Annotated in this window: 17 protein-coding genes; 11 read left to right on the top strand and 6 right to left on the bottom strand. The window is 70.5% G+C overall.

Annotated elements, in window-relative coordinates:
- Positions 1–3: 3 nt before the first annotated feature.
- The 6 genes from melC2 to ACWDAK_RS14375 all read right to left on the bottom strand — a co-directional run bounded on the left by melC2 (position 4) and on the right by ACWDAK_RS14375 (position 4,312).
- A complete protein-coding gene (gene melC2 / locus ACWDAK_RS14400) occupies positions 4–831 on the bottom strand; it encodes a tyrosinase MelC2 (RefSeq protein ID WP_344638638.1) in 828 nt (275 codons plus the stop codon).
- A gap of 52 nt (positions 832–883) precedes the next feature.
- Positions 884–1,327 carry an apotyrosinase chaperone MelC1 gene (melC1, locus tag ACWDAK_RS14395; protein ID WP_344638637.1) on the bottom strand — a complete coding sequence of 148 codons (444 nt, stop codon included), beginning with the start codon at positions 1,325–1,327 and terminating at the stop codon, positions 884–886.
- 311 nt (positions 1,328–1,638) lie between these two features.
- The gene (locus tag ACWDAK_RS14390) at positions 1,639–2,325 is read right to left on the bottom strand and encodes an ArsR/SmtB family transcription factor (RefSeq protein WP_427393590.1); all 687 of its coding nucleotides are present in this window, start codon (positions 2,323–2,325) and stop codon (positions 1,639–1,641) included.
- A gap of 185 nt (positions 2,326–2,510) precedes the next feature.
- The gene (locus tag ACWDAK_RS14385; RefSeq protein WP_344638635.1) at positions 2,511–2,963 is read right to left on the bottom strand and encodes a deaminase; all 453 of its coding nucleotides are present in this window, start codon (positions 2,961–2,963) and stop codon (positions 2,511–2,513) included.
- Complete coding sequence (locus ACWDAK_RS14380) at positions 2,960–3,646, bottom strand: RibD family protein (RefSeq protein ID WP_344638634.1); 687 nt, start codon at positions 3,644–3,646, stop codon at positions 2,960–2,962. The genes ACWDAK_RS14385 and ACWDAK_RS14380 overlap by 4 nt, the downstream gene beginning before the upstream one ends.
- Before the next feature lie 81 nt (positions 3,647–3,727).
- Positions 3,728–4,312 (bottom strand): pyridoxamine 5'-phosphate oxidase family protein, encoded by a 585-nt coding sequence (locus ACWDAK_RS14375; RefSeq protein WP_344638633.1) that lies wholly within the window; start codon positions 4,310–4,312, stop codon positions 3,728–3,730.
- A gap of 469 nt (positions 4,313–4,781) precedes the next feature.
- Here ACWDAK_RS14375 and ACWDAK_RS14370 point away from each other — a divergent pair, with 469 nt between their 5' ends.
- From ACWDAK_RS14370 to ACWDAK_RS14320, 11 genes are all read left to right on the top strand, one after another.
- Positions 4,782–4,934, top strand: coding sequence for a hypothetical protein (locus tag ACWDAK_RS14370; RefSeq protein WP_427393591.1), 153 nt, complete (start codon positions 4,782–4,784; stop codon positions 4,932–4,934).
- Between the two features lie 10 nt (positions 4,935–4,944).
- Entirely contained in the window at positions 4,945–5,340 is a 396-nt protein-coding gene (locus ACWDAK_RS14365) for a (deoxy)nucleoside triphosphate pyrophosphohydrolase (RefSeq protein WP_344638631.1), read from the top strand.
- 336 nt (positions 5,341–5,676) lie between these two features.
- The gene (locus tag ACWDAK_RS14360; RefSeq protein ID WP_344638630.1) at positions 5,677–8,295 is read left to right on the top strand and encodes a SpoIIE family protein phosphatase; all 2,619 of its coding nucleotides are present in this window, start codon (positions 5,677–5,679) and stop codon (positions 8,293–8,295) included.
- A gap of 297 nt (positions 8,296–8,592) precedes the next feature.
- Complete coding sequence (locus tag ACWDAK_RS14355) at positions 8,593–11,166, top strand: SpoIIE family protein phosphatase (protein ID WP_425557755.1); 2,574 nt, start codon at positions 8,593–8,595, stop codon at positions 11,164–11,166.
- A 133-nt stretch (positions 11,167–11,299) separates the two neighbouring features.
- Positions 11,300–13,237 (top strand): ABC transporter family substrate-binding protein, encoded by a 1,938-nt coding sequence (locus ACWDAK_RS14350; RefSeq protein WP_344638629.1) that lies wholly within the window; start codon positions 11,300–11,302, stop codon positions 13,235–13,237.
- 323 nt (positions 13,238–13,560) lie between these two features.
- On the top strand, positions 13,561–15,465 hold the full coding sequence (typA, locus tag ACWDAK_RS14345) for a translational GTPase TypA (RefSeq protein WP_344638628.1): 1,905 nt from the start codon (positions 13,561–13,563) through the stop codon (positions 15,463–15,465).
- Between the two features lie 428 nt (positions 15,466–15,893).
- Positions 15,894–17,522, top strand: coding sequence for a peptide ABC transporter substrate-binding protein (locus tag ACWDAK_RS14340; protein WP_344638627.1), 1,629 nt, complete (start codon positions 15,894–15,896; stop codon positions 17,520–17,522).
- A 148-nt stretch (positions 17,523–17,670) separates the two neighbouring features.
- Entirely contained in the window at positions 17,671–18,597 is a 927-nt protein-coding gene (locus tag ACWDAK_RS14335; RefSeq protein ID WP_344638626.1) for an ABC transporter permease, read from the top strand.
- Positions 18,590–19,531, top strand: a complete 942-nt coding sequence (locus ACWDAK_RS14330) for an ABC transporter permease (RefSeq protein WP_344638625.1) — start codon at positions 18,590–18,592, stop codon at positions 19,529–19,531. Before ACWDAK_RS14335 ends, ACWDAK_RS14330 begins: the two co-directional genes overlap by 8 nt.
- 17 nt (positions 19,532–19,548) lie before the next feature.
- Positions 19,549–20,598, top strand: a complete 1,050-nt coding sequence (locus tag ACWDAK_RS14325) for an ABC transporter ATP-binding protein (protein ID WP_344638624.1) — start codon at positions 19,549–19,551, stop codon at positions 20,596–20,598.
- The coding region (locus ACWDAK_RS14320; protein WP_449806465.1) for an ATP-binding cassette domain-containing protein at positions 20,591–21,202 on the top strand (612 nt) is incomplete at its 3' end. The genes ACWDAK_RS14325 and ACWDAK_RS14320, both read left to right, overlap by 8 nt.

Genomic DNA, 21,202 nt, shown 5'->3' with positions numbered 1-21,202 from the left:
GTGCTAGAAGCCGGTGTCGTAGGTGTAGAACTTGGTGTGGTCGAGCATGTCGGCTGGAGAGACGTTGTTCCACGGCTTCATGGTTTCGTTGAGATCGACCACATTGGCGGTGTTGCCGGTCGGCAGGTAGCTCTGGTCGCGGTGGCGGGTCTGCCACTCCGCCCACAGCTTGTCGATGAAACAGTGGTGCAGCCAGAAGGCCGGGTCGTTGGGGGACATGCCGGTGGCCATGTGGCCGCCGATCCAGACGTGCACCCGGTTGTGCAGGTTGACGCCGCGCCAGCCTTCCAGGTGGTTGCGGAAACCGTCGGAGGAGCTGTTCCACGGGGCCATGTCGTAGGTGGACATGGCGAGCACGGACTCCGCCTCGGCCTTGGTCGGCAGCGCGGCGACGGCCGAACCCAGGCTGCGGCGAAGGTAGTTGCGGCTGTCCGGGCGGACCGCCAGCGTCCACTTGCCGCCGCTGTAGGCGAACGGGCCGGTGGTCACCTGGCCGTCGCTGCTGCGGCCGTTGCCGCCGAGGAAGTCCGGGCCCCAGATCGAGGAGGTGGTGGTGCGGTCGGCCGTCCAGTCCCAGTAGGGCAGGGTGACGGCCGGGTTGATGCTCTGCAGGTCCTGCTCGAACTGCAGCAGGAACCTGCGGTGCCAGGGCAGGAAGGACGGCGAGCGGTGCCCGACCCGTTCGCCGTTGTCGCTGTCGCTGATGATGAAGGTGTTGTGGGTGCTGACGTAGGAGTCGTAGCGCCCAAGGCGCTTGAGCTCCAGGACGGCGTCGACGAAGTCGCGCTTCTCCTTGGCCGTCAGGGTCGCCTGGTTCTTGCGGACTGCCATGAGGGTTCCTCTTGGGTGGGTGCGGTCAGGGGCTGGTCGGTCGCTCGACCGCTCAGCTGAGCGGGAGCAACTCGGCGCCCTGGAGGTCGATCACGGCGGCGCGGGCGAGCGAACGCGGGGTGGCGTGGGTCTGGTAGTGGTTCACCACGCTGATCCAGGTGCCGTCGGCGTTCTGCATGACGTGCAGTTCCTCACCGTCGATCAGGACCTGGTAGCCGCTGCCGTGGTGGCCGCCGTGACCGCTGTCGTGGCCCCCGTCGAGCCGCCGGCCCTGGAGCCGGCGGCCCTGGTACACCTCGTCGAACTCGTCCCCGGCACCCGGGTCGGCGGCCACGGCGGACTGCCTGGAGGGCCCGGTGAACCCGATCACGGCGGTGCCGGCGGCCGCGGCGAGCGCGACACCCGCGCCCTGCAGCATCCGGCGCCGGGTCAGGTCGGATGAGTGGCGGCCCTCGGGCGAGGAGCCGTTCGAGGGTATGACGCTGTTTTCGGACATGGCTGAGTAACCCCCCTGGGTTGTGTGCCTGGATGACGGATCGACAGCCTGACGGGTGGGTCGAAGGCGATTTCCAAGGTCGATCCGCAGGCTCATGCTTACAGCCGGAGGTGGAGCGCCGGAACGGCCGATCGGCGGGGGTCGGGCGGTTGTCCATATTTCCGGACATGCCTCGCCGAAAGTTCCATTCTGTACCAGTCAAGGACTTCTCTGTACGCACCGGTCGGAGGAGCGTTTTGATGAAGATCCTTCACAGGATCTACCAGTTGGCAGAAGATCCTTCATCAACTATGCGCGTCCTGTGACCGACCTTACGGCTCCAGGATGGCGTGATGCCGTAGGTCCAGATGATTCGAAATGGCGTCCCGGCCTTCGGGAGTGAGGCTCACGGCACGGGTCGTACCGATGCGTACGATCCAGCCGGCATCGAAGGCGTGGCGGGAGAGCGCGGCCCCGACCGTCCCGGCGAGGTGCGGCCGGCGTTCGGTGAAGTCGAGGCAGGGGCGGACGGCTGGCCGCTCGGAGTTCTCGGGCAGGGCGATGCCGAGGGCGTCCAGCCACTCGGCGCCCGCGGCGGTCAGGGCCGGACCGCGACGCCAGTCCAGCAGGCCCCGCTCGGCCATGGTCTCGGTGATGGTGACCCCGAGCAGTCCGGCCAGGTGGTCGTAGCAGGTGCGGGCCCGTGCCATGGCGCTGCGCCGGGTGGCGGCGGAGAGCGTCCGGGGCGGTGTCGCGAGCCGGCCGGGTGCCAGCGCCGAGAGGTGCTCGACCAGTTCGGCGGCCTCCGGCCCCGCCAGCCGCACGTACCGGTGACGGCCCTGGCGCTCCTCGACGAGCAGGCCGCCCTCGGTCAGGAGGTTGAGATGGGCGGTCGCGGTGGAGGCGGCGATTCCGGCGTGGCGGGCGAGCTCGGTGGCCGTCCATGCCCGGCCGTCCAGCAGTGCCAGGCGGAACACGGCGCTGGTGGCATCCGCCAGCAGCCCGGCCAGTGCGGCCACCGCCCGCCCCCGGCCCGCACCTCGTCGGCCGCCACCCCGCGCTCCCGCAAATTCCGCGTCACGCCCCAAGGGTGCACCCGCGACGCTTCGGTAGGCATCGAAACGTCCGGCGCCCACGTTCGCCGCCATGGCTCCCTCACCCACCGGCACTGCGCTCGTCCGGGCGCCGTTGCGTGGACGGCCCGTCAGTCGATCAGATGGGCGTTGGCCGCGCGCGCCGCCTCGGCCAGTTCCGGCAGCTCCTCGACCGCCACTCCCGCACTGGTGAGCAGCGCCGTCCCCTGGCAGGCGGTGACGAAGAGGTCGGGCTCGCGCCAGGCGACCACGACCCGGGGGACGCCCGCCGCGATGATCAGCTGGGCACAGGTACGCGGCCGGGAGGCACGCTGCCCGCAGGGCTCCAGCGAGCTGTAGATGGTGGCCGTGCGCAGCCGGGGGTCCCCGGCGGGCAGCTTGGAGAGCGCCGCCTCCTCGGCGTGGTTGTGGGAGTCGAGCTCACGGCTGTAGCCCTCGCTGAGGACCTCGCCGTCGGCGCCCACGATCACCGCGCCGACCGAGAACGCGGTCCGGGACGGCGGGCAGAGCCGGGAGAGCTCGACGGCGCGGCCGAGCCACCGCAGATCCTCGGACGTGGTCACGGGCTGGTCTCCTTGGGGGCGTACCGGAGCAGGACGACATCGCCAACCGTACGCGCCTCGATCAGCCGCATCCGCCGGGTGGGTCCGCCGGGGTAGTCGGCCGGACCGGCGAAGCGGGGTGCGCCGGCCTGGCCGACCAGCAACGGGGCGATGGCGAGCTGCAGTTCGTCAGCGAGTCCTTGGGCGAGGAACTGGGTGTGCACGCTGCCGCCGCCCTCGACCATCAGCCGCTCGACGCCGCGCGTCCCCAGGTCGTCCAGTACGGCGCCGAGGTCCACCCCCGTGCCGAGGTCGACCACCTCGGCCAGCGGGGCGAGCCGGGCACGCAGCCCGGGCGCCGCCGCGCTCGTGGTGTACGCGAGCTTGGCGCCGCCGGTGTGCCAGAACGCGAGGCTGGCGTCGAGCGTCCCGCTCGCGCTGAGGGTGACCTTGAGCGGGTGCTCGGGCTTGCCCACCGCGACCCGGGACGCCCGCCGGGCGGCCGAGTTGACCAGCAACCGGGGGTTGTCACGGCGCAGGGTGTTGCCGCCGACCAGGATGGCGTCGCAGCCGGCCCGCTCCTCGTCCACCCGGTCGAAGTCGGCCGGGTTGGAGAGCAGCAGGCGGTCGGGCGAGGCGTCGTCGAGGAAGCCGTCGACGGACATCGCGGCGCTCAGCAGGACGTACGGGCGGCGTGCGGCCACGGGCGGTCCGTTTCTCTCCGGGGGTGTTCAAGGGGAAACGGTACGGCCGAAGCGCCGCCTCGCGCCCGCGTCCCGCGGACCCTACGCCGCCCTGGGCGGGAGGGGCAGGGGGAGGGCGGGCAGGCCGTCGATGCTGGTGCCGACGTACTCCTTGCTCTCGCAGTACGCGCGGAACTCCTCGTCCTCCCGGCGCTCGAAGTGCTGCGCGTGCAGATCGCGGTCGCCCAGGTACTCCATCAGCGGCACCGCGAAGCCGCAGGAGTCGCTCACCCGCTCGGCGCGCACCAGCACGATCGCGCGCAGCCCGGCCCCGTCCGCGGACGGATCGAAGTGCGCCAGTAGCTCCCCGAAGCGCGGGTCGTCGCGGAAGACGGCCTCGCCGCGCCCGTGCACCCGCACCACCGTGGGCGGCCCGGCGAAGGCGCACCACATCAGGGTGATCCGCCCGTTCTCCCGCAGGTGGGCGATGGTCTCGGCGTGGCTGCCGCCGAAGTCCAGGTAGGCCAGGGTCAGTTCGTCCAGCACGGCGAGCGTGCCGGAACGACCCTTGGGCGAGAGGTTGACGTGTCCGACCCCGGCCAGCGGGGCGGTGGCGGTGAAGAAGACCGGCTGACTCTCGATGAATGTCCGCAGGCGGCCCTCGATGCGCTCATAGGTCTTTCCCATGACTCGATTGTGGGAGGGCGTCCCGGCCGAGTGAAGTCGTCCGGTCAATCATCTTGAAGGCCGAGACCGGACTTCTTGCTTCGCGAGACATGGATGCCCTCGTCGGCATTGTCGGCGCGGGGGACAAGTGGCTCGCGCGTTGCCCGAACTGATGCCTGGTCACGCCCTGTTCGAGTCGGCTGCGGGTCCGCCGGATACCTCGGTCGAGTTCACCCGCGCTGCTGCCCGGTACGGCTTTCGGGTGGCCCGGGCCGCGCCCCTGGGTCGGGCGAGCGCGGGCACCCGCGGCCCGATGTGGCGGCGTGCGGCGTCCCGCACGCTCCCCGGCGGCTGCCGATTGCCTTACCTGGTGTTAACCGGGCCCGTACCCGTCGGTAGCAGTGCCCCCGTAGCGTCCGTGACCGCACCACGCCCGGCCCGTCCCCCACCGGGCCGGGCCCCGTGCGGCCGGACGGGCTGGCGTGCGGGCATGGGGACGTACCGGGTGATGCGGCAGGACGACAACGGCAACCGCTTCGTGGTCGCCGAGGGCCTCGAGCGGGCGGAGACCGAGGCGCTGGCGGCGGAGTTCGAGGCCCGCGGTCACAAGCAGCTGTACTGGACCGAGCCCGAGCCCGCATAGGGTCTGGGACATGGAGAACCGGATCGTCGTCGGCGGAGCCCTCATCCACCAGGGCCGGGTGCTGGCCGCCCGGCGCAGCGCGCCGCCCGAGGTGGCGGGTTACTGGGAGTTCCCGGGCGGCAAGGCCGAGCCGGGGGAGAGCCCGGCGCAGGCGCTGGAGCGCGAACTGCACGAGGAGCTCGGCGTGCGCGCCCGCGCGCTGCGCCAGCTGCCGGGCTGCTGGCCGATCCGGCCCGGGCTGGAACTGCGGATCTGGGCCGCCGAGTTGCTCTCCGGCGACCCGCAGCCGCTGGAGGACCACTCCGAGCTGCGCTGGCTCGGCCCGGGCGAGCTCGCCGAGGTGGACTGGCTGGAACACGACCGCGAAGTCCTCCCGCACGTCGCCCGGCTGCTCGGCCAGGCCTGACCTCGCCGGACGGGGCAGGCCCGGTGCGTCGATCGGGAAGCGCACCCGACGGCCCGGGATACGCTGGCAACGTGGCGGGTGTGTCACCGTTCGGCAGCATTCGTCACCACAGGTGAGGTGAAATCCAGCCAACCCGTACCCGGTGGTCCGCCGAGGTGCGCAGCCCGAGAGCCGGAGGGCCCGTCCGTGTCGAGTACGGCCAGCGGCGGGGGAGCACGGCAAGGCCAGGGGCTCCCCCGGCGCACTCCGGTGCGCTCGGCGAGTCCGGTGACGGGGAGCGCGGGTACGGGCCGCGGGCTCGGAAGCGCCGCCGCGCGCGCCAGGCTTCGCCGGCGGATGCCGTCGGTCGCACCACAGGTGTACTCGCCGACGGCTCCGGGGGCGGCGCTCCGCTGGGCGGCCGCTCCGGGGGCGCCGGTCTCGCGCGGCATTCCCGCCGCGCCGTTCCCGGGCTCCGGCGTCGGGCCGGTCAAGACCGGCCGGCACACCCAGGGCAGCCTGTTCGACGTGGTGAAGGTGGCCGTCGCGATCCTGGACACCTCGGGCCGGGTGGTGCTGTGGAGCCCGGCTGCAGAGGAACTGCTCGGCTGGCCGAGCGAACTGCTGGTGGGCCGCCGGATCGACGACCTGGTCGGCGGCGAGCGCGCGGTCGAGCGCACCCGCGAGGCGATCCGGGACACCCTGCAGAACGGCAGCTGGCACGGGCTGACCGAGCTGCGCCAGCGGCAGGGCGGTCTGGTCGCGGTCGAGGCCCGGATCTCGCTGCTGGTGGACGGGGACGGTACGCCGTTCCTGCAGGCGGCGCTCACGGACGCCGCGACGCTCCAGGCCGTCGAGCGCGATCTGGCGGTACGGGACGCGCTGTTCGAACAGTCCCCGCTCGGCATCGCCGTCCTCGACACCGACCTGCGTTACACCGCCGTCAACCGGACCCTCGCCGAGATGAACGGCGTCGCCGCCGAGGACCACGTGGGCCGCACCACCGGCGAGACCCTGCCCGAGCGCGCCGCCGACGAGATCACCATCATCCAGCGGCAGGTGCTGGCCACCGGCGAACCGGTGGTCGACGTCACCCTGGCCGCGCCGGGCCCCGCCCGGGCGGGCTACCGGTCGATCTCCTACAGCCGGATGACGGACCGCTCCGGCCGGGTGCTCGGCATCTCGGGCACGGTGATGGACGTGACCGAGCGCTACCGGGCGGTCTCCAAGGTCGAGCACGCCCGGCGCAGGCTCTCGCTGCTCAACGAGTTCGGCTCCAGGGTCGGCGACCTGCTGGACGCGTCGAGGATCGCCCAGGAACTGGCCGGCGCGGTGGTGCCCAGGCTGGCCGACTACTCCGCGGTGATCCTTCTCCAGGCGGTGGCGCACGGCGACGACCTGCCCCGGCACGGCCACGACCGGCGGACCTCGCTGCTCCAGCTCGGCACCGCCTCGGTCCAGGACGGCCCAGAGGTCGAGACGATGCTCCGCCGGGGCGCCCGGATCACCTTCGCCGAGGACTCCGCCTTCGGCCGGGTGCTGCGCAGCGGCGTTCCCGAACTGCTCTCCGGACCGGACGAGCTGAGCGACCTCACCTACCCCAACGACCCCAAGATGCAGGCGGCGCACGACCTCGGCGTGCACTCGTGCCTGGTGGTACCGCTGCGCGCCCGGGGCATCGTGATCGGCCTGCTGGTGGTCAGCCGCGCGGGCTACCGGGAGGGCTTCGACCGGGACGACCTGGCCTTCACCGTCGAACTCGCCGACCGGGCGGGCAGCTCGTTGGACAACGCCCGCCTCTACGCACGCGAGCGCACCGCCGCACTCACCCTCCAGCGCACCCTGCTGCCCCAGCAGGTCCCGCAGCCCGCGGGGATCGAGGTCGCCTACCGGTACGTGCCGGGCAGCAGCGGCACCGAGGTGGGCGGCGACTGGTTCGACGTCATCCCGCTGCCGGGCGAGCGCACGGCACTGGTGGTCGGCGACGTGATGGGCCACGGCCTGCGGGCCGCGGCCACGATGGGCCGGCTGCGCACCGCGGTACGGACCCTGGCCGGGCTCGACCTGCCGCCCGAGGTGCTGCTGCGGCACGTCAACGAGCTGGCCGACGACCTGGCCCAGGGCCCGGACGAGGCACTGCTGGCCACCTGCGTGTACGCGGTCTTCGACCCGGCGACCGGGCGGCTGATCGCCACCAAGGCGGGCCACATCCCGCCGGTCCTGGTCGTGCCCGGGGAAGGGGCCGAGAACGGCAGCCGGAGCGGCAGTCCGCTGCCGGGCGGTGCCGGGCAGGTGGTGGACCTGCCGTCCGGTGCGCCGCTCGGGGTGGGCGGCGTCCCGTTCGAGTCGATCGAGCTGGAGATCCCCGAGGGCAGTCTGCTGGCGCTGTGCACGGACGGTCTGGTGGAGTCCAGGGACAAGGACCTGGACGTCGGCCTCGGCCGGCTGATCAGCGTACTGGAACAGCCCTACCCGTCGATCCATCAGGCGTGCGAGGCGGTGCTGGCCACCATGGAGCACGGCCAGGAGCCGGACGACGTCGCGCTGCTGCTGGCCCGGCTCGGCCGGGGCCGGGCCGGTACGCCGACGGCCGGCTGGACGCTGCCCGCGGAGCCGACCGCGGTCTCCCGGGCCCGCCGCCTGGTGCGCGGCACACTGGCCGACTGGTCCGTGGAGGAACTCACGGACACCGCCGAACTGCTGGTCAGCGAACTGGTGACCAACTCCGTCCGGTACGCCAGCGCCCCGATCGGGGTCCGGCTGACCCTGGGCGACACCCTGCTGGTGGAGATCTCCGACCCACTGCCCGATCCGCCGCGCGAGCGCCACGCGGCCGAGGCCGACGAGGGTGGCCGGGGTCTCGAACTGGTGGGCCGCCTTGCGTTGCGCTGGGGTACCCGGGCCGAGGGGATGGGAAAAGTGGTCTGGTTCGAGCTGGCAACGGACGGTTCCGATCAGGAGCGGACATTCGGATAGTCGGATGTTCGCTGCGGCCATTGGGCGTTCATCAATGCGGTGCTTCCCATCGCAACTCGACATGGTCTCGTCAGATCTGACCGTCATTCAGGTCCGATAAGCTCAATGCGCTTGACCCCGGTGTGCCGATTCGGCCGAGCCGTCGTCCGGTTCGAACAGTCGGTGCCGGGTATGGAGCCGGAGCGGGGCCGGCCTTGATTCGATGTTGTGATGTCCAGGGCGTGTGCGCTCGCCCCCGGATGATGAATACTCGGTTTCTCGACATCCGGATGGCCACGGGTTGGAGGGGTCGGTCCGTTGAACAGCATCCCGGCGCCGAACGCGCCGAGCAGCGGCAGCAGTCTTGCCGTGCCCGGACAGCTCGGTGTCTCGATTGACCGGGGTAGGGACCGCAGCGCGCCCGGCAGCTGGGGGCACACCCAGCCGGGCTCCATCTACGACTTCGTCAGAGTCGCCACCTTCGCGATCGGCCCGGACGGGCGGATCAGCCAGTGGAGCGGCCGGGCCGCCGAGTTCTTCGGCGTCCCCGCAGCCGAGGCGGTGGGCGCCGACCCGATCACCACCTTCGTCCCCCGCGAGCACTGGCAGCGCGGCCGCGCCCGGCTGGAGCGCATCCTGGGCGGCGAGGAGTGGGTGGGCACCGCGCCCTACCGGGACGCCGACGGCACCGAGGGCCTGGCCGAGGTCTACGCGATGCCCGACGCCGTGCCGGACACGGCGCCCGGCGCCGGCACTCCCAGCACCCCCGGTGCCACCTGCCTCGCAGTGGACCTCGGACGGCTGCGCCGGCTCGAGACCGACCTGGCCGCCTCCGAGGCCGTCTTCGGGCAGACCCCCACCGGCTTCTTCCTCTTCGACAACGACCTGCGCCTCCAGCGGGTCAACGACGCCTTCGCCGCCGGTGTCGGCCTGTCGCCCGCCGAACTCCAGGGCCTCACCCCCTACGACCTCTTCCTGCCGGGGGAGGCCGAGCGGCTGCTGGTCGCGCTGCGTAAGGTGCTCGACGGCGGCGGCCCGATCGTCGACCTGCGCATCACCGGAGCCGTCCCGCGCACCGCAAGCGCCCCCGCGCCCGGCCGCCGCGACGGCGGTCGCCGCTGGGCGATCTCGCTCTACCGCCTCACCGGCACGGCCGGACACCCGATGGGCGTGGCCGGCCAGGTGATGGACGTCACCAGCCGCCACGTCGCCGAACGCGAGGCCGCCGGGGTCCGCCGCAGCCTCGCCCTGCTGAACGAGGCCAGCAGCCACATCGGCTCCACCCTCGACCTGGAGACCACCGCCAAGGAACTGCTCGACGTGATCGTCCCGCAGTTCTGCGACCTGGCCACCGTCGACCTCTACACCGCGCTGCTCACCGGCGACTCCGGACCGATCTCCGGCCGGTCCGGGCTCTCCGACGGATGCGGCGAACTGCGCCGGGTCGCCGTCTCCAGCGTGGTCGGCGGGGCCTCCAGCGTGCTGGGCGCCGAAGGGACGGTTCCGGTCGCCGAGGCCGGCGGCACCCTCTGCTACCCCCGCCGCTCCCCGCACGCCCGCGCGCTGCGCACCGGCCGCAGCGTCGTCCCCCAGCCGGGTCCCGACCCGCTGCTGCGCTCCACCCTGGTGGTCCCGCTGGTCGCCCGCGACCAGGTGCTCGGCCTGGTCCAGCTCTCCCGCGCGATCGGCAGCGAGCCCTTCGACGCCCGCGACGTCGCCATCGCCGAGGAACTGGTCGCCCGCGCCGCCGTCTGCGTCGACAACGCCCGGCTCTACCGCCGCGAGCACGAACGCGCCCTGCTGCTCCAGCGCAGCCTGCTGCCCCCCGGGAACCCGGCCGCCACCGGCCTGGAGATCGCCCGCCGCTACCTGCCCAGCAACAACAACACCGAGGTCGGCGGCGACTGGTTCGACGTCATCCCGCTGCCCGGCAGCCGTACCGCCCTGGTGATCGGCGACGTGATGGGCCGCGGCCTGCAGGCCGCCGTCGCGATGGGCCAGCTCCGGACGGCGGTGCGCACCCTCGCCATGCTCGACCTCGACCCCGCCGAGGTGCTCAGCGCACTGGACGAGATCGCCCGCGGCCTCGGCGGCGACAGCGACCGACCGGGGGAGGAGTCCACCGAGCTCTACCTCGCCACCTGTGTGTACGCCGTGTACGACGCGGTCAAGCAGCGCTGTACCTTCGCCAACGCCGGCCATCTGCCGCCCGTCCTGCTCAGCCCGGGAGAGCCGGCCAGGATGCTGGACGTCCCGCCCGGCCTGCCGCTCGGCGTCGGCGGCGAGCCCTTCGAGGAGGTCTGGGTCGACCTGCCGGACGGCGCGGTGCTCGGCCTCTACACCGACGGCTTGGTGGAGTCCCGCAAACACCAGCTGGACGAGGGTCTGCGGGCCTTCCGCACCGCGCTGACGGGCGGCTCCAAGGAGCTGGAGAAACTCTGCGACGAGGTGCTGGACGAGCTGATCCCGCACCACGGCGAGGACGACATCGCGCTGCTGATGGCCAAGGTGCAGAGCCTGCCGGAGGACGCGGTGGGCGACTGGAAGCTGCCGGCCGAGCTGACCAGCGTCGGCAAGGCCCGGGACCTCGCCTGCGGCTGGCTGCTCACCCGGGGCCTGGACGAACTGGTGGACACCACCGAGCTGCTGGTCAGCGAGCTGGTCACCAACGCGCTGCGGCACGGCCGGGGAGAGATCCGGCTGCGGCTGCTCCGGGACCGCACGGTGGTCTGCGAGGTCTGGGACGACGGCTACGCACAGCCGCGGCAGCGGCGGGCCCAGGAGACCGACGAGGGCGGCCGCGGGCTGCAGCTGGTCAGCCTGCTGGCCGAGCGATGGGGGAGCCGCCGGACACCCAACGGCAAGATCGTCTGGTTCGAGCTGGCGCTGTAGGGGCGCCGGGTAGGCCGGGAGGGTGCTTTCGTGTGGCGGGCCGCCGTGTCGGACGGTGCGGGGTGGGCCGGTGGCCTTCAGTGGTGGTCGGCCCTGAATCCTCGGATCAACTGACCATCCGCCGGAGAAGTGCATGCGCGTCCCCCAGGTCACCGCCGCCGCCCTCGCCCTGATGATGAGCACCGCACTGGCCGGCTGCTCCGAGGACAGCGCCCCGCCACCGCCCACCGCTGCCGACCTCGCCCGGGTGGACCGGGCCGCCCTCCGCGAGGGCGGCACCCTGCGCTGGGCCGTGGACTCCGTCCCCGCGACCCTGAACGTCTTCCAGCCCGAGGCGACCGCCGACTCACAGCTGATCGCCCGGGCCCTGCTGCCCAGCCTGTTCCGGCTGGACGAGCACGCCCGTCCCGCCGCCGACCCCGACTACCTGGTCTCCGCGCAGTCCACCAAGGCCGGGCAGACTCCGCAGGTCGTCACCTACCGGCTCAACCCCAAGGCGGTCTGGAGCGACGGCACCCCGATCTCGGCGGCCGACTTCACCGCCCAGTGGCGCGCCCTCTCCGGCGCCGACCCGGCCTTCCACAGCGACCACCCGGACGGGTACGCCGCGATCGAGTCCATCGCACAGGGCACGGACGCCCACGAGGTCAAGGTCACCTTCAAGCAGCCGTACGGTGCCTGGCGCGCCCTGTTCAGCCCGCTCTACCCGGCCGCGTCGACCAGCTCCGCGGACGTCTTCAACCGGCCGCTCACCACCGAGGCGCTGCGGGTCTCGGCCGGGCCGTTCACGGTGCGCTCGTACGACCGGCAGGCCGGGAAGGCGGCACTGATCCGCAACCCCCGGTGGTGGGGCAACGCCGCGAAGGCCGAGGAGATCGACTTCCTGGCCACCCCGGCCGAGGCCCGCCTGGACGCCCTCGACCAGGGCAGGCTGGACATCGCCCCGCTCACCTCCGCCATCGACTACGCACTGACCGACCGGTCCGCCGCCGGTCCGCCGGCGGCCTCGGCCAGTGGGTCGGCGGCCGACGCCTCCGTCTCCGGGAAGCCCTCCGCCTCGGCGGCGTCCTCGCGCAGTTCCAGCCCCTCCGCCTCCGGCAGCCCCTCCGCCTCCGGTGACGGCACCACCAGCGCCTCCGCGTCCCCGCCCGCGTCGCCCACGAAGCAGAGCCCGGCCGCGCCGCCGGCCGCCGCGGCCCTGGTCGACGCCTCCGACCAGGCGCTGCGCCGGGCCGAGTCGCTGCCCGGGCTGACCCTGCACCGGGCCGCCTCGCCCGCGTTCACCCAGCTCACCCTGAACGCCGCCAGGGCTCCGCTCGGCGACACCACCGTCCGGCAGGCGGTCGCCCTGGCGGTGGACCGGCAGCGGATCGCCAAGGCGGCGCTCGGCCCGCTCGGGCTGCCGGCCACCCCGCTAGGCAACCATCTGCTGATGGCCGACCAGGACGGGTACCAGGACAACAGCGCCGCGGCCGGGGACGAGGACACCACCGCGGCCAAGCTCCTGGACAAGGCGGGCTGGAAGCAGGCCGCGACCGGCCGTGCCAAGGACGGCAAGCAGCTGCTCCTCACCCTGCTGATCCCGGACGGCTCCGCCACCGCCCGGCGGACCGCCGACGCGCTCACCGCCAACCTGGCGGAGGCGGGGATCACCCTGCGCACCCAGGCGGTGCCCGCCTCGGAGTTCGTCAAGGAGCACCTGGCCACCGGCGACTACGACCTGGCGCTCTTCTCCTGGCCCGTCACCGGCTTCCCCGGCGCCGAGGAGCACGCGCTCTACGCCAAGCCCCGGCCGGGCGCCGACGGCATCCCGGTGATCGGGCGCAACTACGCCAGGATCGGCACCGAGGAGATCGACCGGCTGTTCGACCGGGCCACCCGCGAGGTCGACCTCGGTGCGCAGCGCAAGCTGCTCCAGCAGGCCGACGCCCGGATCTGGCAGCTCGCCCACTCCGTCCCGCTCTACCAGCGGCCCGACCTGGTCGCGGTCCGTGACACCGTGGCCAACGCCGGCGCGTACGGCTTCGCCGGCCCCCGCTTCCAGGACCTGGGCTTCCGCAGCGCCGGTTGAGCGGCACCGCCCCGCACGGCGCTCCCTGCGCACGAGCCGCCCGTACCCGGTACGGGCGGCTCCACGCTGCGGACCGGGCGGCCCCGGCCGTGCACGGCCGGTTCTGATCATCTTCCGGCGCCCGTTTCGGATTCGTTGGGTGGTTCCCCGTACGATAGGAGGAAGCCGTGGCATGTCATCGTGCCCGGCGGGTGGACCGGTAGTAGCAGGCGGACCGGGCGGCGGCGATCAAGAGGGATCGCGGTCGTCCACGGCGAAGACGCTGATCGACGCTGTACGCAGCCGGGCGCCGTAACCCACGATTCCGGGAGAATCCGCTAGGCATGCCCACGCGCAACGACATCCGTAACGTCGCCATCGTCGCTCACGTCGACCACGGCAAGACCACCCTGGTCGACGCCATGCTGAAGCAGGCCGGCGCTTTCGCCGCCCACCAGCAGCTCGACGACCGGATGATGGACTCGAACGACCTGGAGCGCGAGAAGGGCATCACCATTCTCGCGAAGAACACCGCGGTCAAGTACCACCCCAAGGACGGTGGCGCACCGATCACCATCAACATCATCGACACCCCGGGCCACGCCGACTTCGGTGGCGAGGTCGAGCGCGGTCTGTCGATGGTGGACGCGGTGGTGCTGCTGGTGGACGCCTCCGAGGGCCCGCTGCCGCAGACCCGCTTCGTGCTCCGCAAGGCCCTGAACGCCAAGCTGCCGGTCATCCTGTGCATCAACAAGACCGACCGTCCGGACTCCCGGATCGACGAGGTCATCAACGAGACCTACGACCTGTTCCTGGACCTGGACGCGGACGAGGACCAGATCGAGTTCCCGATCGTCTACGCCTGCGCCCGTGACGGCGTGGCCTCGCTGACCAAGCCGGAGAACGGCACCGTCCCGGCAGACAGCGACAACCTGGAGCCGTTCTTCTCCACCATCCTGGAGACCGTCCCGGCCCCGACCTACGACGAGGACGCCCCGCTCCAGGCGCACGTCACCAACCTGGACGCCGACAACTTCCTCGGCCGCATCGCGCTGCTCCGCGTCGAGCAGGGCTACCTGAAGAAGGGGCAGACCGTCGCCTGGATCAAGCGCGACGGCTCGGTCCAGAACGTCCGCATCTCCGAGCTGCTGATGACCGAGGCGCTCACCCGCAAGCCCGCCGAGCAGGCCGGGCCCGGCGACATCTGCGCCGTCGCCGGCATCTCGGACATCATGATCGGCGAGACCCTGGCCGACCCGGAGAACCCGGTCGCGCTGCCGCTGATCACGGTGGACGAGCCGGCCATCTCGATGACCATCGGCACCAACACCTCGCCGCTGGTCGGCAAGGGCGGCTCCGGCAAGGGCGCCGACGCCAAGTCCGGCGGCAAGGTCGACCGCAAGGTCACCGCCCGCCAGGTGAAGGACCGGCTGGACCGCGAGCTGATCGGTAACGTGTCGCTGCGCGTCCTGGACACCGAGCGCCCGGACGCCTGGGAGGTGCAGGGCCGTGGTGAGCTGGCGCTGGCCATCCTGATCGAGACCATGCGCCGCGAGGGCTTCGAGCTGACCGTCGGCAAGCCGCAGGTGGTCACCCGGGAGATCAACGGCAAGACCCACGAGCCGGTCGAGCGCCTCACCGTGGACGTGCCCGAGGAGCACATGGGTGCCGTCACCCAGCTCATGGGCATCCGCAAGGGCCGGATGGACAACATGTCCAACCACGGCTCGGGCTGGGTCCGGATGGAGTTCGTCGTGCCGTCCCGCGGCCTGATCGGATTCCGTACGGAGTTCCTCACCAACACCCGCGGCACCGGCATCGCGCACTCGATCCACGAGGGCTACGAGCCGTGGTTCGGCACCCTGACGACCCGCAACAACGGCTCCCTGGTCGCCGACCGGGCCGGTGTGGTCACCGCCTTCGCGATGACCAACCTGCAGGAGCGCGGCGTGCTGTTCACCGACCCCGGCACCGAGGTGTACGAGGGCATGATCGTCGGCGAGAACTCCCGCTCCGACGACATGGACGTGAACATCACCAAGGAGAAGAAGCTCACCAACATGCGGTCCTCGACCGCCGATGTGGCCGAGTCGATCGTCCCGCCGCGCAAGCTCTCGCTGGAGCAGTCGCTGGAGTTCTGCCGCGAGGACGAGTGCATCGAGGTGACCCCGGAGACCGTGCGGATTCGCAAGGTGGTGCTGGACCAGAAGGAGCGTGGCCGTACCGCCTCGCGTGCCAAGAAGGGCTGACACGCTTCGGTAGTACCCGAAGGGCCGGTTGGTCTCCCCCCTCCGCGGAGGGGGGAGACCAACCGGCCCTTTTCACTCTCCGCAGTCGACGCGGATGGCCGGATGATCATCTAGATGTCCGGTTATCGTATGTAACCGACCGTTATTCAAAGCAACTGTCCGTTTCATACCTGTCTGAGTATGTCTCAAATGTCCGTTTTTTAAAATCAATGCAACTTTCATGTGACCAAATTGAAATGCGTAACGGTCACTTAAGTATCCGAGCGTGGTCGATAGTGGGTGCAGTCGAGCTCGGGTCAAGGGTTACGCGCAGGGGTGCGCGCCGAAACCTCGGGCGAGGAAGCATTGCCGGGGTGTGGTCGGACCTCTGGTTCGCCGGCTCCCGCGATGCTCTCCACGTTTGGATCACGGATACAGGAGGCACACCCATGCGCGGTGCCAGCCAGGCCAAGTGGGTCGTCACGGCTGTCGCGGTCGCCCTTGCCGCTACCGCTTGCGGCAGCAGTGGCGGTTCGTCGAGCAGCGGCGAGGCCGACAGCAGCGGCATGTTCAGCTACCAGAGCAGCGAGCCGCAGCACCCGCTCCAGCCGGCGAATGCCATGGAGGTCGGCGGCGGCCGCATCGTCAAGAACCTGTTCCGCGGGCTGGTCGACTACGACCCGGCCAACGGCAAGCTGCGCAACCAGGTCGCCGACAAGATCGAGACCACCGACTCGCAGCACTGGACCGTGACCCTGAAGTCGGGTTGGACCTTCCACGACGGCACCCCGGTGACCTCGCAGTCCTTCGTGGACTCCTGGAACTGGTCCGCCAACACCAAGAACAACCAGACCAACAGCAACTGGTTCTCCGACATCGCCGGTTACGCGGACGTCCACCCGGACAAGGACAAGGGCGCCCCGACCTCGGACAAGATGTCCGGCCTGAAGGTCGTGGACGACACCCACTTCACCATCGACCTGACCGCCCCGGTCTCGTACTTCGAGTACAAGCTGGGCTACACCGCCTTCTCGCCGCTGCCGAAGGTGTTCTTCACCAACCCGGACAAGTACGGCGAGTCCCCGATCGGTGACGGCCCCTACAAGTTCGTCTCGTGGGAGCACAACAAGGCCGTCACCCTGGCCGCCTACGACAAGTACCAGGGTGTGGACAAGCCGAAGAACGGCGGCATCGTCTTCAAGAACTACACCCAGGCCGAGGCCGCCTACAAGGACCTGGTCTCGGACAACCTGGACGTGCTGGACCAGGTCGACCCGACCGACCTGGCCTCGTACAAGAACGACCTGGGCGACCGCGCCGTCGACCAGCCGATGGGTGGCATCACCTCCATCGCCTTCGCGATGTACCAGGACGCCTGGAAGAGCCCCGAGAAGGCGCAGGTCCGCCAGGGCCTGTCCATGGCGATCGACCGGGACACCATCACCAAGACGGTGCTGCAGGGCTCGCGCATGCCGGCCGACAGCTGGGTCGCCCCGGGCGTCGCCGGCTACAAGAAGGGCGCCTGCGGTGAGGCCTGCACCTTCAACCCGGCCAAGGCCAAGGAGCTGATCGCGGCCGGCGGCGGTGTCCCGAACAACAAGGTGACGATCCTCTACAACGCCGACGGCGGTCACAAGGAGTGGGTCGACGCGGTCTGCAACTCGATCCGTCAGAACACCGGCGTGGAGTGCGTCGGCGACCCGAAGCCGGACTTCAAGACCGCCCGTGACCTGATCGACGGTCACAAGGTCGACAGCATCATGCGCTCGGCCTGGCAGCAGGACTACCCGCTGAACGCCAACTTCCTGCGCGACATCTACGGCACCGGCGCCTCCGCCAACGACTCGCTGTACTCCAGCCCGGAGTTCGACCAGCTGTCGAAGGCGGCCGACGCCGCGACCTCGATCGACAAGACCACCGACCTGTACAGCCAGGCCGAGGCCGTTCTGGCCAAGGACATGCCGTCCATCCCGCTGTGGTACTACAAGACGAACTCCGGTTACTCGAACAAGGTTCAGAACGTCAAGTTCGACTCCTTCGGTGACCCGGTGTTCACCGACGTCGAGATCAAGAAGTAAGCAGGCCGGTACCACCAGGCCCGCCAGGGCTGCCATCGGCGCAGCCCGGGACCAGCAGCAGGCGTAACGGGCCGGTGTCGACCCCTCCCCCAAGAAGGGCGGGGGTCGGCACCGGCCGCTTCCGCGCCGACCACGCAATGGAGGCATGATGGGGCGCTTTGTCGCGAGGCGACTGCTCCAGATGATCCCGGTGTTCATAGGTACGACCGCACTGATCTTCTTCATGGTGCATGTCCTACCGGGTGACCAGGTCCGGGCGATGTGGGGAGACAAGCAGCCGGATCCGGCTCAGCTGGCCTCACTCAAGCACAAGTTCCACCTGGACCTGCCGCTCTGGCAGCAGTACGTGGACTACATGAAGGGCCTCTTCACCGGGGACTTCGGTGAGACCCTGTCAGGCCGGAAGGTCACTGACGTGATCTCCGAAGCGATGCCGGTGACCGTCCGCCTGGCCCTGATGGCCTTCGTCATCGAGCTCGTCTTCGGTGTCGCGATCGGCCTGCTGTCCGGGCTCAAGCGCGGCAAGTTCGCGGACAAGAGCACCCTGGTGGTCACCCTGATCCTGATCTCCATTCCGGTGCCGGTGCTCGGCTTCGTCTTCCAGACGCTCTTCGGCATCGACCTGAAGTGGGTCAAGCCGACCGTCCAGGACTCCATGGACCTGCAGCAGCTGCTGCTGCCGGCCATCGTGCTGGGCTCGCTCTCGCTGGCCTACGTGGCGCGGCTGACCCGTACCTCCATCGTGGAGAACATCCGTGCCGACTACATCCGCACCGCGGTGGCCAAGGGCCTGCCGCGCCGGAAGGTGATCGGCACCCACCTGCTGCGCAACTCGATGATCCCCGTCATCACCTTCCTCGGTACCGACCTCGGTGCCCTGATGGGCGGCGCGATCGTCACCGAGGGCATCTTCAACGTCAAGGGTGTCGGCAACGCGCTCTACCACGCGATCAACCAGAAGGAGGGCGCGACGGTCACCGGGTTCGTGGTCGTCCTCGTGCTCGTCTACCTCGCCGCCAGCCTGATCGTGGACCTGCTGTACGCGGTCCTGGACCCGAGGATCCGGTATGCCTGACCTGACCGACAAGAAGTCCCCCACCGAGCAGGCCGAGGGCGCCGCCGTCGCGGCGGCCGCCAAGCCGGAGAAGGCCCGCAGCCTCGGCTCGGACGCCTGGGAGGACCTGCGCCGCCGTCCGATCTTCCTCATCTCCGCGGTACTGATCCTGGTGCTGATCGTGATGAGCATCGCCCCGGGCCTGTTCACCTCGGTGGACCCGCGGGCCGGCGACCTGACGCACGACTACCTGAGGGCGCCGAACTACAGCCACCTCTTCCAGGGCGACTGGTTCGGCTACGACATCCAGGGCCGCTCCATCTACGCCCGGGTGGTCTACGGCGCCCGCGCCTCGATCGTGGTCGGCATCTGCGTCACCGCGGCCGTGACCATCGTCGGTGGTCTGATCGGCATGCTGGCGGGCTACTTCGGCGGCTGGGTGGACACCCTGCTCTCCCGCCTGACCGACGTCTTCTTCGGCATCCCGCTGCTGCTCGGCTGCCTGGTCGTGCTGAACGCCTTCACCGAGCGCACGGTGTGGAGCGTGGTCTTCGCGCTGACCTCGATCGGCTGGACCCAGATGGCCCGCGTGATGCGCGGATCGGTGATCACCGTCAAGCAGGCCGACTACGTCACCGCCGCCAAGGCGCTCGGCGCCGGCACCGGACGGATCCTGTTCAAGCACGTGCTGCCGAACGCGATCGCTCCGGTGATCGTGGTGGCCACCATCGCACTCGGCGGTTACATCGCGACCGAGGCGACGCTGAGCTTCCTCGGCATCGGCCTCCAGGACCCGACGATCTCGTGGGGCATCGACATCGACTCGGCCCAGAAGGCGATCCGGCAGGCGCCGTTCGCGCTGTTCTTCCCGGCCGGCATGCTCAGCCTCACCGTGCTGGCGTTCATCATGCTCGGTGACGCGGTCCGCGACGCCCTCGACCCGAAGCTGCGCTGAGAGAGGCGGAACGCACCATGACCACTGTCATTGAGACGACCGACGGCCAGGAGCGCCTGGTCCCCGGCACCCCGTTGCTCGAAGTCCGCGACCTGCACGTGGAGTTCGTGACCCGGGACGGCATCGCCAAGGCCGTCAACGGCGTCAACTACTCCGTCGCGGCCGGCGAGACGCTGGCCGTGCTCGGTGAGTCCGGCTCGGGCAAGTCGGTGACCGCGCAGACCATCATGGGCATCCTGGACATGCCCCCGGGCCGGGTCACCGCCGGTGAGATCCTCTTCCGGGGCCAGGACATGCTCAAGATGTCCAAGGAGGAGCAGCGCAGGCTGCGCGGCCGGAAGATCGCGATGATCTTCCAGGACGCGCTCTCCGCGCTCAACCCCGTACTGAGCGTGGGCTACCAGCTCGGCGAGATGTTCCGGGTGCACCAGGGCGCCTCCCGCAAGGAGGCCAAGGCCAAGGCCATCGAGCTGATGGACAAGGTCCGCATCCCGGCCGCCGCCCAGCGGGTGAACGACTACCCGCACCAGTTCTCGGGCGGCATGCGTCAGCGCATCATGATCGCCATGGCGCTGGCCCTGGAGCCGGACCTGATCATCGCCGACGAGCCCACCACCGCCCTGGACGTCACCGTCCAGGCCCAGGTGATGGACCTGCTGGCGGAGCTCCAGGCCGAGTACCACATGGGTCTGATCCTGATCACCCACGACCTCGGCGTGGTCGCCGACGTCGCCGACAAGATCGCGGTGATGTACGCGGGCCGGATCGTGGAGACCGCCCCCGTGCACGAGCTGTACGCGCGCCCGGCGCACCCGTACACCAAGGGTCTGCTGAAGTCGATCCCGCGCCTGGACCAGAAGGGCCAGGAGCTGTACGCGATCAAGGGCCTGCCGCCGAACCTGCTCAAGGTCCCGGCCGGATGCGCGTTCAACCCGCGCTGTGAGGCGGCCACCGACCTCTGCCGTACCGAGATCCCGGCGCTGCACCCGGTCACCGACAAGGACGGCGCCGAGCTGGCCGGCCGCCGCAGCGCCTGCCACTTCTGGAAGGAGACCCTCCATGGCTGAGCCGATCCTGGAGGTCAAGAACCTGGTCAAGCACTACCCGCTGAGCCAGGGCGTCCTCTTCAAGAAGCAGATCGGTGCGGTCAAGGCCGTCGACGGCATCTCCTTCGAGCTGCACAAGGGCGAGACCCTGGGCATCGTCGGTGAGTCCGGCTGCGGGAAGTCGACGCTGGCCAAGGTGCTGATGAACCTCGAGCGGGCGACCTCCGGTGAGGTGCTGTACAAGGGCGAGGACATCTCCAAGCTCTCCGGTGCCGCCCTCAAGGCGGTGCGGCGGAACATCCAGATGGTGTTCCAGGACCCGTACACGTCGTTGAACCCGCGGATGACGGTGGGCGACATCATCGGGGAGCCGTTCGAGATCCATCCGGAGGTGGCGCCGAAGGGCGACCGGCGCAAGGCGGTTCAGGACCTGCTGGACGTGGTGGGTCTCAACCCGGAGTACATCAACCGGTATCCGCACCAGTTCTCGGGCGGTCAGCGCCAGCGCATCGGTATCGCGCGCGGGTTGGCGCTGAAGCCGGAGATCATCATCTGTGACGAGCCGGTCTCCGCGCTGGACGTGTCGGTGCAGGCGCAGGTGATCAACCTGCTGGAGAAGCTGCAG

It is taken from the genome of Kitasatospora sp. NPDC001175 (assembly GCF_053598215.1).
Note: the sequence above shows the minus strand (reverse complement) of the source record. Positions and strands in the feature narration are given on the sequence as shown.